Genomic DNA, 13,730 nt, shown 5'->3' with positions numbered 1-13,730 from the left:
GCTCGCGAGGCAGCTTTTCAATAAGTAAAAAGTAAAATGAGCACGACACAAACACAAGAGCAATGGAATTGGTGGAAGAATCTCCCAACGATATGGAAGAAGATATTCACGGCTCATATCTACTTTCCAAATGAGGTGAAGAAAGGGTTTAATGATAGTTTCATCATAGAAAATGCGTCTGAGAGCTTTCAGTCCGAAGAAGATTTACAGGAAGTCTTTCAATTGGTTCGCCTTAAATATTATTGTGAGTTTCCAGAAAATAGAATATCAGAAATCCCCGATTTTAAGTATCATAAAAGCCTTGTGTGGATAGATTTATTGGGAAATACTATAGAAAATATAGACTACCTTTCACCTGTAACAGGGATGTGGGAGCTCAACCTTTCAGAGAATAAAATACGAGATATAAAAGCGCTTTCGCAGATGAAGGAGCTTAGTGAAGTAGAGCTTGCTTCTAATCAGATAGAAAGTCTTGAAGCTTTTTCAGAACTTTCAGAAATCACAAATTTGGATCTCAATTCTAATCATATTAAGGATATTTCTCCTCTGTCGGGTCTTAAAAATCTTCTTTGGCTCAACCTGAGTGATAACCCGATAGAAGATATTTCTCCACTTGCAGAATTGCCTCAGTTATTGTCATTAAGCATTAATGGAGTTGAAATTTCTACAGCAGAATTAGCTTGGCTTAAACAAAAACTCCCTTCTACAGCTATTTATCATTAGGGAGTAGGAATACTAATCATCCAATATTGAACTAATAAAAAATTATATTATGATTTTAAAAAACCTAAATTATCCGCTTAATTTTAAATTTAAGCTTACGACCCTTGCGAGTGACTTTAACATTACCGATAAAGACGGTAATTATGTAGCTTATGTGAGACAGAAAATGTTTAAACTGAAAGAAGATGTTGTTATTTTCAGTGATCAGAAAAAGACCACGGAGCTTTTTAGAATAAAGGCTGACCGATGGATGGATTTCAATGCCTGCTATGATATTATGGGACTGCCAGATAATAAAAAATATGGAAGGCTCGTGAGAAAAGGTGTGAAATCTCTCTGGAAAGCTACTTACCAAATAGTAGATGAGAATGACCAGGAAAAATTCATAATAACAGAGGATAACGGTTGGGTGAAGGTCTGGGATAGTATTGTAGGAGAGATTCCGATTATTGGAATGTTCACAGGATATTTTCTAAACCCTTCGTATACGGCTCGAGACCTCTCTGGGAAGGAAGTTTTCAGGCTTAAGAAAATGCCATCCTTTATTGGAAGACGATTCCAGCTCGATAGATTAGTAGATATTTCCGATGAAGATGAAAGCCTTATCGTGCTATCTTTTCTAATGATGGTGCTTCTTGAAAAATCAAGAGGGTAATCATTACTATCATTCTTTGAAAGAGAAAAACAGAGACCTGATACTAAGGTCTCTGTTTTTTTATATTTGAGTATGGGGGTGTTAAATATATTTAACAGGGCATTTTATCTTTAAAAAATTATTGCAGAATTTTCTCCCAGATTTTGAGAATATCAGCTTCTTCATTTTTTAGGCTGTAAGTTTCGAGGATAAAGTCAGATGCCATTTTACCCTTTTCTAGGATAGATTGAGGGTCGCTTTCGTACTTATGCATTAGCCTTTCTATATTTTTTGTAAAGCTGATAATATCTCCTTCGGCTATTGGGTAGCTGAATTCCGCTTTTAAATATTCCTTACCTCCCTGCCCTTGATAACCGATAACAAAGCATCCGCACGCCATAGCTTCGGCAGGTGGTAGCCCGAAGCCTTCTCTATGGTTGAAGCTCAAAAATATCAGACTTTGTTTCATTATTTCTGCTACTTCTTTTTCAGACTTATTGTCTATGCTCACCAGCTTCCAGCCTTTGGATGCTGCTCTTTGCCTTAAAATATTGATGACTTGAGTTACATCTTCGCTAAGTTTCCTCGGCATAAAGCAGATTTGCTTTTCCTTTTTATCAGAATAGTTGAATATATGATGATTAATCCCCAGTCTAATCCTATGGATTTCGGATTTTGGAAAGGCGTATTCTAAGTAGTTTTTGGAGTCTTCAGATACTGTGATAATTGTCTGAATGCTCTCCTGAGCACAGGTATTATTCCTGTTTATAGATGATGTATTGAAAGTATAATAGCAGTTTTGATTAAAGATAATTTTCCTTACTTCTGGCTCTACAGAGTAAATAGCATTTCCATAGATTTCTGGGAAGACCAATATATCATTCTTACCTATTGTTTCACTCTGTCTTTTGAGCAGAGATAGTTTTATTTTTTTTGAAAAACTAAGTTTTTTTCCACTTAAAAAGTATTTTAGTAGTTTGAATAAAAATGGACTACTCTTTATAACTGCACTTGATTGAAACCACTTTTCTTTTGTTTTCTTTTTATGAAGAACAAATGCTTGGTAGCCGTTCTTTTGCAGTATTTCTACCTGTCTATAAATTTGCTTTATACCGCCACTTGCAAACTTATTTTTGGGGCATACAAAGTATATCTTAGTGCTTTTCATCATTGGATAAAATATTTTTAATCCAGTTTTTAATATGGTATTTCTTTTTGATATCCTTATCTATCTCCACATAATCTTCATAGAAGAATGAATCATCAATGTTTATATTATTAATGTCTTCAATTATGAAAATATTTTTAGGATGATAAAAATCGTAGTTTATAATATTTTTATTCGTCGTTATGAGTTTTTTCTTCAATCCTAAGGCTTCGTATGGGCGGAATGATAGCCCAACCTGATTGTTATGAGCAATATCCAAGATAATTTTACTGTCTAAATAGTATTTATACGATTCATAAAAGGGAATAATATGATCAATTATCTCTAATGGAGGTAGGATATTTTCTTTTATTAAGCTCCTGTCGTGAGTATAGATTTTCCCTTTTGATGCTATATTTTTCTCTCTAAAATAATCAAATATGGCTAAGGTATCACTAATTCTTTTATCATAGGTTGCAAGGTAGCAAACCATATTTTGAGAACCGATACTGTTATCTTCTGCAAAGTAAAAGTTCGTTATCTTTTTGAGGTTATATTTCTCGCAATCAGAGCTATCGAAGCTGCAGCATCTGTCGAATTTTGTGATGTATTTTTCCTGACTTGGAATTTTTTCTATACTGTCCCAAAAAATCGCAATAGAATATGCACATCGGGAGAGTATGTATTCTAAATCAGATGGGTGAACTGTGTCTGGTCTATTGATGAGTAATACATCAAAAGTTTGATTTGCAATGGTATTTTTTATATAGTCTTTGGTCTTCTTGTGTTTTATATTTACACCCAAGAATAATTTAGAGAAGAAATTATAGACTCTCTCTCCGAAGTTTTTGTATTTATACTTTTTTGTTGAGTTTAAGTGAAGTACTTCGTAGTTTGAGTAATTAATAAGCCCAGTATGCACAACTTCATTAAAACTGTAATAGTCAGGCGCTACGAATAATAACTTTCCTTTTGGACTGTACAGAGCAGATGTTTTGGTATGAGAGCTGGGTTGAGTATTTATATTTTCTTTTTTTTCATTCATAGTGTTAGTGTGAGTAATTGCAAAGATAGAATAAATTATACAAGCTCTTGGTAAACTGATATTAGGTCTCTGGAGATTTGGTCATCATTAAATTTTTGTACAAAATCAAGGTTTTTTTCTATTTTAATCTTTCGATAGTCTGAATCATTCCAGAGAAAGAGAATTTTAGATCGTATATCTTCTATATCGAGAGGATTAATGTATGTAGAATGTTCCCCTCCAGCTTCTGGAAGACTACTTGTATTGCTTGTAATGACGGGGATATTTGAGTATAGAGCCTCGATAATAGGTATGCCAAAGCCCTCAAAGAGGCTTGGATAAATGAATAGGTTTGATAGCTGATAGACTGCCGCTAACTCTTTCATCGTGATGTGTTGTAAGTGGAGGAGTTTGATATTTAATCTTTGGGCTTCGTGCTGTACTTTTTTGAAATAGGAGGTAGGTCGTCCGACCGCAACGAGTGGTATCTCGGTTTTGTGGAGTGCTTGTACGACGGAAAGAAGGTTTTTCCTCTCTTCAATTGTCCCTACATTTAGTAAAAACTTTTCTGGAAGGGAAAATTTCTCCTTTATCTTTGCTAAATATTCTGATGGAAGTTTTTCCTTGAATGCTTGATGACAACCTTGATACACAACTCGGATTTTATCCTCTGGTACCTTTAAGAAGTCTATAATATCTTTTTGTGTCTGCTCTGAGATAGCGATAATGAGGTCTGCCGTTTTGGCAGCATATTTAAACTTTTGGAAATGGATTTTTCTATCAAAGAAAGAGTAGAGGGCTGGATAGCGAACGAATATTAAGTCGTGGATAGTAACTATCTTTTTAATTTTTTTCTGGTTCCAGCGCAGGGGAAGTTCTCCAGAGAGTCCGTGGAATATATCGGCATTTAGATTTTGTGCATCAATGCCCATATTGAGCTGTCGACTGAAGAGACCTTTTGATATAGGAGTGAAACTTACTGAATCGAGAGATAGAATATCTGCTCCGCGCTCGCTCCTATTTTTTGAAAGCAGCAGATATTCATTTTGAGGATAATGTTGAGCCATTATACGAACCAAATCTCGAGAATAATTGCCAAGACCTGATGTGTTATGGAAGAATCTCTTTGCATCGTAAGCTATTTTCATTGTTTTTCTATGTTTATATTATGTGTGTTTTGTTGGATTTTTCATTTCACTTATTGGATATTTTATTTTACTTCTTAGAATTTTTATTATATCTATAAGATTTTATAGTTCTCTCTTAGGGTTTTATTTTTCGTTTTATGGGTTTTCTATTATACTCTTTGTGGTTTATATTTTATATGATAGGATTTTTAGTTTGTTTGTTGGATTTTTAACTTCACTCAATAGATAGTATGTTTCGCTTAATGGATATTATGCTTTGAGGATTCGTTTTTAATTAAATCTCGATAGAGTGCTGTTTTCCATCCTTTTTTATTAATGTGTATAAGGAGTTTTTCAAATTTTGCAATCATTTTATCGCCTGTATTTCTTTTGACATAGTGTGGGAAGTTGAATTCTTTATGGTGTAAGTTGGTGAACTCCCAAGGATGGAAGTAGAGGGTGGCATATCCTGTGCTTTTTATACACTGAGAAAGGAGGATATTGTAGATTATGAGAGGGAAATTATGGAATGATAGCCAGAATAGAGGGAATCTGAGAAGGCTAACGGCTGTAGGTATTTGCCAGAGGTCTTTTTCTTTATAGAACCTCTTAGGGATATGACTTTTGTTGTATCTACCAGGCAGGATGGTAGGGTTCACTGAAGAGTTATAGAAATATCCTGCTTTTTTAACTTCTTCAGCGGGGATGTCTCGCATTCTGGGCATACGGAGCCCGAGTATGGGGGTGTGGAAGTCTTGTTCGAGGGTCTTTTTTGAAAGCTCGAGGTGAGGGATTTCAAAATCTGTATGATAATAGGTATGTGAAGCGAGCTCGTGCCCTTCTGCAAGCAGTCTGTTAATAAGATCAGGGCAGTTTTGTGCAAATACAACGGTGGAGAAGAATGTTGCCTTTGCTTTGTGCTTTTGTAAAAGGTCGAGAATGGCAATTAAGCCTTTTCGGGAGGTTGATATTTGTCGGTCAAAGTCTATTTCGTAGCCATATTCTTTTGGCATATCAAATTCTTCGATATCAAAAGAGAGGTAAATCATTGGTTTAAAAGGTTGATAAATAGTTTTATATAATAGATATAATATTACTCTGCACAGATTTTATAGATAAATGTGCAGAGCATTTATTATGGACAGCAGATGCTATAGTAGAGGCGGAAAATCTTTTGATATGCTGGATTTATCTCGCTTTCTATCGGCTGCATTCATTTTTATAAGTATCTTAGAGATAGTGTATTCGTCTTTTTTATGTGTTCCTTTATAAATAATTTTTCCTGCATCAGCAACTTCGCTTATATAATTATAGAGATTTTTAAATACAGGCATTGCCTGGTGAGTTGTATTCTTAGATTTGTTCATTAATGAGTTTTGGAGGACATTGAGCCTTTCCAGTTCTGTTATTGAGAGGTTTAGCTTGTCTAGAAAGCCATCAGGCATATCTGTGAGCTTATCTTTATTGGCTACGAAATGAGGGAGAAACTCTCTAAGAGTCAATACGGAGCGTTCTATATTCTTTGCGCGGAGTTGTTTACTAATTTTTGTAAGCATTGAGGACTCTATTTTGGCTCTATCGGCATATTTTTTAAGAAATAGGAGCAAATCTTTGAGTTTTGTAGCCTCTTGGTAGAGCTGTTTAGTGGTTTCCTTTTGCTGGATACGGGTTGCGCTGATTGATGTAACCTTGCGGACTTCATCTATTGCCTGTTTAAAGTTTGCTAGATAGCTTGCGTCCATTGTTTTAAAGGCAGTGGTGAAATCTGCGAGGTCTCGCTCGAAACTTACTACGATAAAATCTGCTAGTGCAGCGTAGTTTTCTTTTCTTAAATTGAGTTTGTAAGACATAACTTTTTAATTTTTTTATATTAAACAATAAGATTTTTATGATGTGATAAAATTTTTGGTAAAATTAATATTATTTATTTATACTCCAAATAATTGATGAAGATTTTTTTTAATATTTTTATTTTCTCTCTTCGATGGGGTGAGTTTTTTAATGAATAATTATTCTAATTCGGGCGATTCTATTATTACTTTATTAAGGGTTTTGTATAAAGCGATAATAAATTTGTTTTGTTTAATATCATTTTTTAGTAGTTTGATATTTTCTTTTTCTATTTGAATACGAGGCTTGTATGGTTTGATACTATAGTACGGTATTTACTATAGATTATGCTCTTGTATAATGTATTCTGGGCGTATTTTGGTTTGTTTAAAGACTTTTGCGAGGTATATCCCGAGTATTCCAAGTATAGAGAGCTGTATTCCACCGAAGAAAACGACTGTCATAATCAGTGATGCCCATCCTGAAATCTCGGTGCCGCTTAGAAAAGCGTAAAGTACATAAGGTATATAGAGTAGGGAGAGTAGTGAGAAAATAAACCCGAGATATACAGCGAAGTATAGAGGTTTTACACTGAATGCAGTAGCTCCTGCGAGAGCAAGATTGAGCATTTTCTTTAATGTATATTTTGTTTCTCCAGAGTGGCGGGCTTGTGCAGTGTAGGGAATATAGATTTGATTAAAGCCTACCCAAGGTACAATGCCTCGAAGGAATGGTTCGCTTTCTTTCATTGATTTTATGATACTTACGACGGATTTATCGAGGAGTCGGAAGTCAGCTGAGCCTTCTTTTATCTCTACATCTGAGATAAGATTAAGGAGTTTATAGAAATATTTTGATGTTTTATCTTTCTTTTTTGATATTTCGGCAGGGTAGGAGCGTAGTGTAGCAACTACTTGGTTCCCTTCTTCCCATTTTTGGAGTAGTGTAGGGATGAGATGGGGAGGATGCTGCATATCGGCATCCATTGAGATGACTGCGTCGCCTGTTGCATAGTCAAGACCTGCTTTTACAGCCAGCTGATGCCCAAAATTGCGAGAGAAAGAGAGAAAGTGGATGTTGGTATGCTCTGATGAAAGCTCTTGAAGGAGAGTTTTACTTCCATCGGAGCTTCCATCATCTACGAAAATGAATGAATGAGTGTATTTTTCTTTTAGCTCGCTCTCATCAAATACAGTTTTAATGGCTTGATAGAGAACTTTGATGTTATCTCTTTCATTATAGCAAGGAATAATGATTTGTATATGTTTCTTTTGCATTATTCTATGGTTTTTAGGTTATATTTTATTTCCTCGTCTTTATAGTTTAGGGTAAGCATTTCGTATATAAGAGTAAGCCAGACGAGTGTAGGAGGTATGGCTCTTAATGAATAGTGAATGATATAGTTCTCCTTAATCGGTTTGAAGAGGTCGGTAGGAGAGAGAGAGGCTAGTATTGTCAGGATAAGGAGGATTAAGTTCCAGATTTTATATTTTGATGGAGAGGCGGTGTACCATAAGCCAATACCTACATAGGCGATAATATAGGTGCTGTTCTCCGTTCCTGTGCTGAAAAGACAAAGGAAGAGGCTAATGGATGATAAGACCATTAGTCTAAACTTTAAGCTACTGAATTGCTTATATCTAAGATAGGGAAGGAGGAATAATATAATTCCAGAGAGGATAACGAGCCCGTTGTTATTGTATATACCTGTTCGCTGGAGGAAACCGAGTAGGGATAAGTTCTGCAAGTTAAAGCTAATATCTGTATTCTGCTGGTTTTTCTCTTGCAATACTAAGAACCAGCCTTTATATTGCTCAATGACGAATTCTGGTGAGGAGATAAGCATTGGTAAGCAGAAGAGTAAGATAAACCAGATGATGAGAGAGTAGATAAAGCGAAGTTTATCCTTTGCAAAGAAAAAGAATGCTAATCCTACAATTCCGTAGAGCTTTGTAAGTGTTCCGATAACGATAAATAAGGTTGCCCAATGGCTTTTCCCCTTTTCGATAAAGATAAATGTAGCAATGAGCAAGCTAATAATACTCGGGTTAAACTGTTGCATACATACGGCAGTATACAAATCATGCGTGGATATGAGTATTATACCAAAGATTTGTTGTTTTGTGAGTGGGAGATTCATTATTGCCCAAAGGAGTAGGAATGAATTTGTGATAATCCAGAGTGATGCGCCAATTTTATCCTGTAATAAAGCAAAGGGAGCGATAATCAATGAAAAGAATATGCCGTAATGATTAACATCAAAGTACTCTGAGGGATATTCTTTGTATAGTCCAGTCTCGGATAGGGTATGCCAGAATACGCCTTTGAAGATAAGGTAATTGTTAAACTGACCCTTAATAAGGATATTCTGGATGATACTTGCGAGCGTAAGTAGCACCCATACGATAGAGACTATTATAATATTTTTTGAGTATTTCTCTTTCATTATATTTTGTTTTAGACTTTGGATTATCTATTATGCTTGTTGGATTTTATTGTTCACTCTTTGGATTTTGATTTTTGATTTATGGATTTTATTGTTTGTTCTTCAGTGCTTCTATTTTGCTCTTTGGATGTTGTTATTTGCTCTTAGAGTTTTCTGTTTTAGTCTTTGGAGTGAGGTTTTTAATGTATAAGATAAGGTTTAACCTTGTTAGATTAAACCTTATATCTTTTTCTTAGACTGATACACTGTTTTCTCGGAGAGCATCATTTAAGGAGGTTTTTTTATCGGTGGATTCTTTTCGTTTTCCTATAATCAGAGCGCAAGGTACTTGATATTCTCCTGCTGGAAAACTCTTTGTATAGCTTCCTGGAATCACTACGGAGCGTGATGGCACTCTTCCTTTGAGTTCTACAGGTTCTTCGCTTGTTACATCAATTATCTTGGTGGATGATGTAAGTACTACATTGGCTCCTAAAACCGCTTCGCGCTCTACTATAACGCCTTCTACGACAATGCAACGAGAGCCGATGAATACATCATCTTCTATAATCACTGGTGCAGCTTGGAGAGGCTCTAATACACCACCGATACCGACACCTCCGCTTAGATGGACATTTTTACCAATCTGTGCGCAGCTTCCTACAGTTGCCCAAGTATCTACCATAGTCCCAGAATCTACATAAGCACCGATATTTACATATGATGGCATCATTATAACGCCTGGTGCAAGGTATGCGCCCTGTCTTGCAATAGCGTGAGGGACTACTCTAACGCCCTGATTAGCATAATCAGTTTTTAGAGGGATTTTGTCGTGGAACTCGAAGCATCCTACTTCTATCGTTTGCATTTGTTGAATAGGGAAATAGAGTATTACAGCCTTTTTAACCCATTCATTAACCTTCCAACCTTCTGATGCAGGCTCTGCGACGCGTATTTCACCTCTATCGAGGAGTGCTATGACTTCTCGGATGGCTGTTTTACTCTCTTCTTGTTGCAGTAGATCGCGGTTTCCCCAAATTTCTTCTATCTTCTTTTGAAGTGTCATATATTTATACTTTATTATATTGTATTTTCTTTTTAGTTTGATTTTCTTTGTTTTAGAATATCCTCTTGGCGTGTAAGAAAGCTTTATTCCAGTACTTTTCACTGAGAGAGGAGATGATGACACCTTTGGAGGTGGATGCGTGGATAAACCTGATTTCTCCACTTTCATCGATGGAATGAGCAATGCCTACATGAGAAACTCTACTCCCTCCGCTGGTGGCAAAGAATAATAAATCGCCAGGCTTGATGTGATTGACGGAGATAGAACTTCCTATTTCGGATTGGTCAGAGGAGCGTCTGGGGAGGGTATAATCATTCTCGGCAAAGACCGTGAGCGTAAATCCTGAGCAATCAAACCCTGAGGATGTTGTGCCACCGAATCTGTAGGGCGTTCCTAAGTACTTTTCTGCGTCTTTCAGAACTTTCCTGATATGTTTCTCGGTCTTTCCGCTGAATTTGGAGGTTAGATTTCTTGTTTCGCTCGACTGATAGCGTGGTTTATAGCTTGCGCGGGCTGATTTAGTCGTCGAACAGCTTGTTACAAGCATCAGGATGCTTAGTGTGAGGATAAGTTGTTTCATTATAAGTGTTTGAAGGCTTCAAATTTAGGGAAAAATAAATTGATTACAAATCGTTTTTTCTATTAGAATGCTTATCTTAGCACATTATAAAAAATCTTCTATTATGGAAAGGAAAACGAGAGTTTCAGTCTTTGAGTCTGAAAGTACAGCCGAAGTACAGCTTATTAAAGCGAGATTAGAGAATGCTGGCATTGAATGTTTTATTGAAGATAAGTACTTGTCTTTTACTACAACACCTACAGCAAATACTCTAAGGGTCTTGGTGAGTATTTTAGATGAAAAAAAGGCTTTTGAAGTTATTGACTCTTATATTAAAGAGGCGAGATAGTCTATTGATGAAGAAAGATATTATATTTATACTTCCTGACTTGGAAACAGGTGGGGCAGAGAGGATTGTTACTACTATTGCGAATCATCTTCCAAGAGATAAATACGTACCTAAGCTAATGCTTCTTCGTAAAGAAGGTGGTTATCTTCAATTATTACGAGATGATGTGGAAGTGATAGACCTAGGGGTTCAGCGAATACGATACTCCATTCCATTTATTCTTAGGGAATTAATGAAGCGAAAACCCGATATTGTATTCTCAGGCTTTGGAGAAGTAAATGCTTATCTTTCCCTTTTTATTAGGCTCTTTCCTAAGGTAAAATTCATAGCAAGGGAAACTAATGTAGTCTCTGAACATGTGAAACGAAAGGAGATTCGCCTGTTCTATCGTTTTTATAATAATTATCATAAGATTATCTGCCAGAGCGATGATATGCAAGCTGATCTTCAAGAGAATTTTGGTGTGAAGCAAGAGAAGATGGTAAAGATTAATAATCCTGTAGATTTTGATTTTATAGACCAACAGCTCAGTATATCCTCCCAACCGCAGGCTTTAGCCTCTGAAGAATTTGATGTAAAAGATGTTTTAGCTATTGGGAACCTTTCTTCTCGCAAAGGTTTTGATAATTTACTTAGAGTATTTTCTTTTCTCCGTGATGAGCCTATCAGACTGCATATTTTAGGCGATGGAAGAGAGCGTGAGCAGCTTTCTCAGCTTAAGGAGCATCTTGGGCTTTCTAATGTATTCTTCCACGGAAGGCAGCCAAACCCTTATCAGTATTTTAAATATGCTGATTTGTTTATCCTCTCCTCACGATATGAAGGTTTTCCGAATGTACTGTTAGAAGCGGGAGCTTGTGGGGTTTATTCTCTTGCCAATGACTGTCCTGGTGGTATCCGAGAGATTATTCAGCCAGGGGTAAATGGAGAGATACATCGCATAGAAGATTATGAGAGATTTGCAGAGAGAATTAAGCAGGTTCTAAAGGATATTTATGATAAAGAGAAGATTAAAGCATCCATCAGAATGCGATTTTCCAAAGAGATAATTCTCGGTAAGTATGAAGAGGTACTTGGTAATTTATGATATTATTAAGTTTTTTCGCATTAGAATCTTGTGATTCGTTTAAAAGTTGTACCTTAGCCCCAATTGAAATTTAAAAATTAAAGTATAAATAAAATGTCACAGTTTGATGTTACCATTATTGGTTCAGGTCCGGGTGGTTATGTAGCAGCGATTCGTGCTGCACAATTAGGTTTTAAAACTGCTATTATAGAGAAATATCCTACTTTGGGAGGTACTTGCCTTAATGTAGGTTGTATTCCATCTAAGGCTTTGTTAGACAGTTCAGAACATTTTGAAAAAGCTAAACACGAGTTTGCAAATTTGGGGATTCTAATTAATGAACCCAAGGTAGATTTGCCGAGAATGATTGCTCGTAAAAATGAAGTGGTAGAGACTACTACCAAGGGAATTAATTACCTTATGGATAAAAATAAGGTAACCGTTTTCCAAGGGGTGGGGAGTTTTGAATCTGCTACTAAGGTAAAGATTACTAAAAATGACGGTTCTACCGAAACCATTGAATCTAAGTATATCATCATTGCTACGGGGTCTAAGCCGTCATCATTGCCGTTTATCAATATTGATAAGGAGAGGATTATTACTTCCACAGAGGCGTTAAATCTACAGGAAGTACCTAAAAAACTCCTTGTTATTGGTGGGGGAGTTATCGGTTTAGAGCTTGGTTCTGTGTATTTAAGGCTTGGAGCAGAGGTTACTGTAATAGAGTATTTGGATAAGATTATCCCAGGTATGGATGGCTCATTGTCTAAAGAACTTCAAAAAGTATTGAAGAAGCAGGGAATGAAATTTGAGCTTTCTACTGCAGTTTCTGCTGTGGAGAGAAATGGAGACTCTGTAAAAATCACTGCAACCAATAAGAAAGGAGAGGTGAGTTTTGAGGGAGATTATTGCCTGGTATCTGTGGGGAGGAGACCTTATACTGATGGCCTCGGCTTGGAAAATGCAGGTGTAGAGCTTGATGAGAGGGGTAGAGTAAAGGTAAATGACCATTTACAGACGAATGTATCTAATATCTATGCAATAGGAGATGTGGTGAAAGGTGCAATGCTTGCCCACAAAGCTGAGGAAGAAGGTGTATTCGTGGTAGAAAGCCTTGCTGGTCAGAAACCTCACATTAACTATGACCTTATACCCGGGGTTGTTTATACTTGGCCAGAAGTTGCAGGAGTAGGCAAAACTGAAGAACAGCTAAAAGAAGCAGGGGTAGAGTATAAAGTGGGTAATTTCCCTATGAGAGCTTTGGGTAGAAGCCGTGCTTCTGGAGATACTGACGGCTTTGTAAAGATTCTGGCAGATGCTAAAACAGATGAAATCCTCGGTTTCCATATGATAGGAGCAAGGGCGGCAGACCTTATTGCTGAGGGTGTTACGGCAATGGAATTCCGTGCTTCTGCAGAGGATCTCACCAGAATGTCTCACGCGCACCCTACCTATGCAGAGGCCGTAAAAGAAGCGGCACTTGATGCTACAGCTAAAAGACCGCTACATATATAGAGGTTTTAGAGTATAAAATACAGGTTTAGAGATGTTGACAATTTTGTCAGCATCTCTATTTTTTTTATGATTTTGATGACTCATGCTATTCAAAATGTAAGAGTTAAATAAAGTTAATAGGATTAATAAGCAAAATACTATGTTTTTCATAACTATGAATTTTAAAATATGAAAGCAGGAATTCTTGATTTCCTGCTGTGGAAATTTTTTTTCATCACTACGAAATTCTAATTTCATCACTACGAAACTCCAATTTCATCACTAT

General features: G+C 36.3%; 14 protein-coding genes. 5 read left to right on the top strand and 9 right to left on the bottom strand.

Annotated elements, in window-relative coordinates; genetic code table 11:
• The first annotated feature begins 36 nt into the window (after positions 1-36).
• Both D8991_RS05840 and D8991_RS05835 read left to right on the top strand, forming a co-directional pair.
• Positions 37-723, top strand: coding sequence for a leucine-rich repeat domain-containing protein (locus tag D8991_RS05840; protein ID WP_120489215.1), 687 nt, complete (start codon positions 37-39; stop codon positions 721-723).
• A gap of 49 nt (positions 724-772) precedes the next feature.
• Positions 773-1,378: an LURP-one-related/scramblase family protein gene (locus tag D8991_RS05835; protein ID WP_120489214.1), complete on the top strand. Its 606-nt coding sequence runs from the start codon at positions 773-775 to the stop codon at positions 1,376-1,378.
• A 118-nt stretch (positions 1,379-1,496) separates the two neighbouring features.
• Here the strand turns inward: D8991_RS05835 and D8991_RS05830 are convergent, their stop codons facing one another.
• From D8991_RS05830 to D8991_RS05790, 9 genes are all read right to left on the bottom strand, one after another.
• Complete coding sequence (locus tag D8991_RS05830; protein WP_245957190.1) at positions 1,497-2,528, bottom strand: glycosyltransferase; 1,032 nt, start codon at positions 2,526-2,528, stop codon at positions 1,497-1,499.
• Positions 2,512-3,549 (bottom strand): lipopolysaccharide core biosynthesis protein rfaS, encoded by a 1,038-nt coding sequence (locus D8991_RS05825; protein WP_245957189.1) that lies wholly within the window; start codon positions 3,547-3,549, stop codon positions 2,512-2,514. Before D8991_RS05825 ends, D8991_RS05830 begins: the two co-directional genes overlap by 17 nt.
• Before the next feature lie 35 nt (positions 3,550-3,584).
• Entirely contained in the window at positions 3,585-4,676 is a 1,092-nt protein-coding gene (locus D8991_RS05820) for a glycosyltransferase family 4 protein (protein WP_120489213.1), read from the bottom strand.
• 239 nt (positions 4,677-4,915) lie between these two features.
• Positions 4,916-5,704: a polysaccharide deacetylase family protein gene (locus D8991_RS05815; protein WP_120489212.1), complete on the bottom strand. Its 789-nt coding sequence runs from the start codon at positions 5,702-5,704 to the stop codon at positions 4,916-4,918.
• Between the two features lie 102 nt (positions 5,705-5,806).
• Entirely contained in the window at positions 5,807-6,505 is a 699-nt protein-coding gene (locus D8991_RS05810) for a hypothetical protein (RefSeq protein ID WP_120489211.1), read from the bottom strand.
• Between the two features lie 318 nt (positions 6,506-6,823).
• Positions 6,824-7,762, bottom strand: a complete 939-nt coding sequence (locus D8991_RS05805) for a glycosyltransferase family 2 protein (RefSeq protein WP_120489210.1) — start codon at positions 7,760-7,762, stop codon at positions 6,824-6,826.
• Positions 7,762-8,931 carry a glycosyltransferase family 87 protein gene (locus D8991_RS05800; RefSeq protein ID WP_120489209.1) on the bottom strand — a complete coding sequence of 390 codons (1,170 nt, stop codon included), beginning with the start codon at positions 8,929-8,931 and terminating at the stop codon, positions 7,762-7,764. Before D8991_RS05800 ends, D8991_RS05805 begins: the two co-directional genes overlap by 1 nt.
• Before the next feature lie 232 nt (positions 8,932-9,163).
• Positions 9,164-9,976, bottom strand: coding sequence for a 2,3,4,5-tetrahydropyridine-2,6-dicarboxylate N-succinyltransferase (locus D8991_RS05795; protein ID WP_120489208.1), 813 nt, complete (start codon positions 9,974-9,976; stop codon positions 9,164-9,166).
• A gap of 52 nt (positions 9,977-10,028) precedes the next feature.
• Entirely contained in the window at positions 10,029-10,556 is a 528-nt protein-coding gene (locus D8991_RS05790) for a C40 family peptidase (protein WP_120489207.1), read from the bottom strand.
• A gap of 103 nt (positions 10,557-10,659) precedes the next feature.
• Between D8991_RS05790 and D8991_RS05785 the strand changes: the two genes are divergently transcribed.
• The 3 genes from D8991_RS05785 (at position 10,660) to lpdA (ending at position 13,465) form a co-directional block, all read left to right on the top strand.
• Positions 10,660-10,884: a putative signal transducing protein gene (locus tag D8991_RS05785; RefSeq protein ID WP_120489718.1), complete on the top strand. Its 225-nt coding sequence runs from the start codon at positions 10,660-10,662 to the stop codon at positions 10,882-10,884.
• Positions 10,885-10,888: 4 nt separating this feature from the next.
• Positions 10,889-11,971: a glycosyltransferase gene (locus D8991_RS05780; RefSeq protein ID WP_120489206.1), complete on the top strand. Its 1,083-nt coding sequence runs from the start codon at positions 10,889-10,891 to the stop codon at positions 11,969-11,971.
• 93 nt (positions 11,972-12,064) lie between these two features.
• On the top strand, positions 12,065-13,465 hold the full coding sequence (gene lpdA, locus D8991_RS05775) for a dihydrolipoyl dehydrogenase (protein WP_120489205.1): 1,401 nt from the start codon (positions 12,065-12,067) through the stop codon (positions 13,463-13,465).
• Positions 13,466-13,730: the final 265 nt, after the last annotated feature.

The sequence above is a fragment of the Bergeyella cardium genome, from assembly GCF_003614945.1.
Classification (GTDB): Bacteria; Bacteroidota; Bacteroidia; order Flavobacteriales; family Weeksellaceae; genus Bergeyella_A; species Bergeyella_A cardium.
This window is presented reverse-complemented; position numbering and strand designations above follow the sequence as displayed.

Coding starts and splice junctions, on each gene's coding strand:
- D8991_RS05810 (WP_120489211.1), bottom strand. CDS start 6,505: ATGTCTTACAAACTCAATTTAAGAAAAGAAAACTACGCTGCACTAGCA.
- D8991_RS05815 (WP_120489212.1), bottom strand. CDS start 5,704: ATGATTTACCTCTCTTTTGATATCGAAGAATTTGATATGCCAAAAGAA.
- D8991_RS05790 (WP_120489207.1), bottom strand. CDS start 10,556: ATGAAACAACTTATCCTCACACTAAGCATCCTGATGCTTGTAACAAGC.
- D8991_RS05800 (WP_120489209.1), bottom strand. CDS start 8,931: ATGAAAGAGAAATACTCAAAAAATATTATAATAGTCTCTATCGTATGG.
- D8991_RS05825 (WP_245957189.1), bottom strand. CDS start 3,549: ATGAATGAAAAAAAAGAAAATATAAATACTCAACCCAGCTCTCATACC.
- lpdA (WP_120489205.1), top strand. CDS start 12,065: ATGTCACAGTTTGATGTTACCATTATTGGTTCAGGTCCGGGTGGTTAT.
- D8991_RS05805 (WP_120489210.1), bottom strand. CDS start 7,762: ATGCAAAAGAAACATATACAAATCATTATTCCTTGCTATAATGAAAGA.
- D8991_RS05820 (WP_120489213.1), bottom strand. CDS start 4,676: ATGAAAATAGCTTACGATGCAAAGAGATTCTTCCATAACACATCAGGT.
- D8991_RS05795 (WP_120489208.1), bottom strand. CDS start 9,976: ATGACACTTCAAAAGAAGATAGAAGAAATTTGGGGAAACCGCGATCTA.
- D8991_RS05835 (WP_120489214.1), top strand. CDS start 773: ATGATTTTAAAAAACCTAAATTATCCGCTTAATTTTAAATTTAAGCTT.
- D8991_RS05840 (WP_120489215.1), top strand. CDS start 37: ATGAGCACGACACAAACACAAGAGCAATGGAATTGGTGGAAGAATCTC.
- D8991_RS05830 (WP_245957190.1), bottom strand. CDS start 2,528: ATGATGAAAAGCACTAAGATATACTTTGTATGCCCCAAAAATAAGTTT.
- D8991_RS05785 (WP_120489718.1), top strand. CDS start 10,660: ATGGAAAGGAAAACGAGAGTTTCAGTCTTTGAGTCTGAAAGTACAGCC.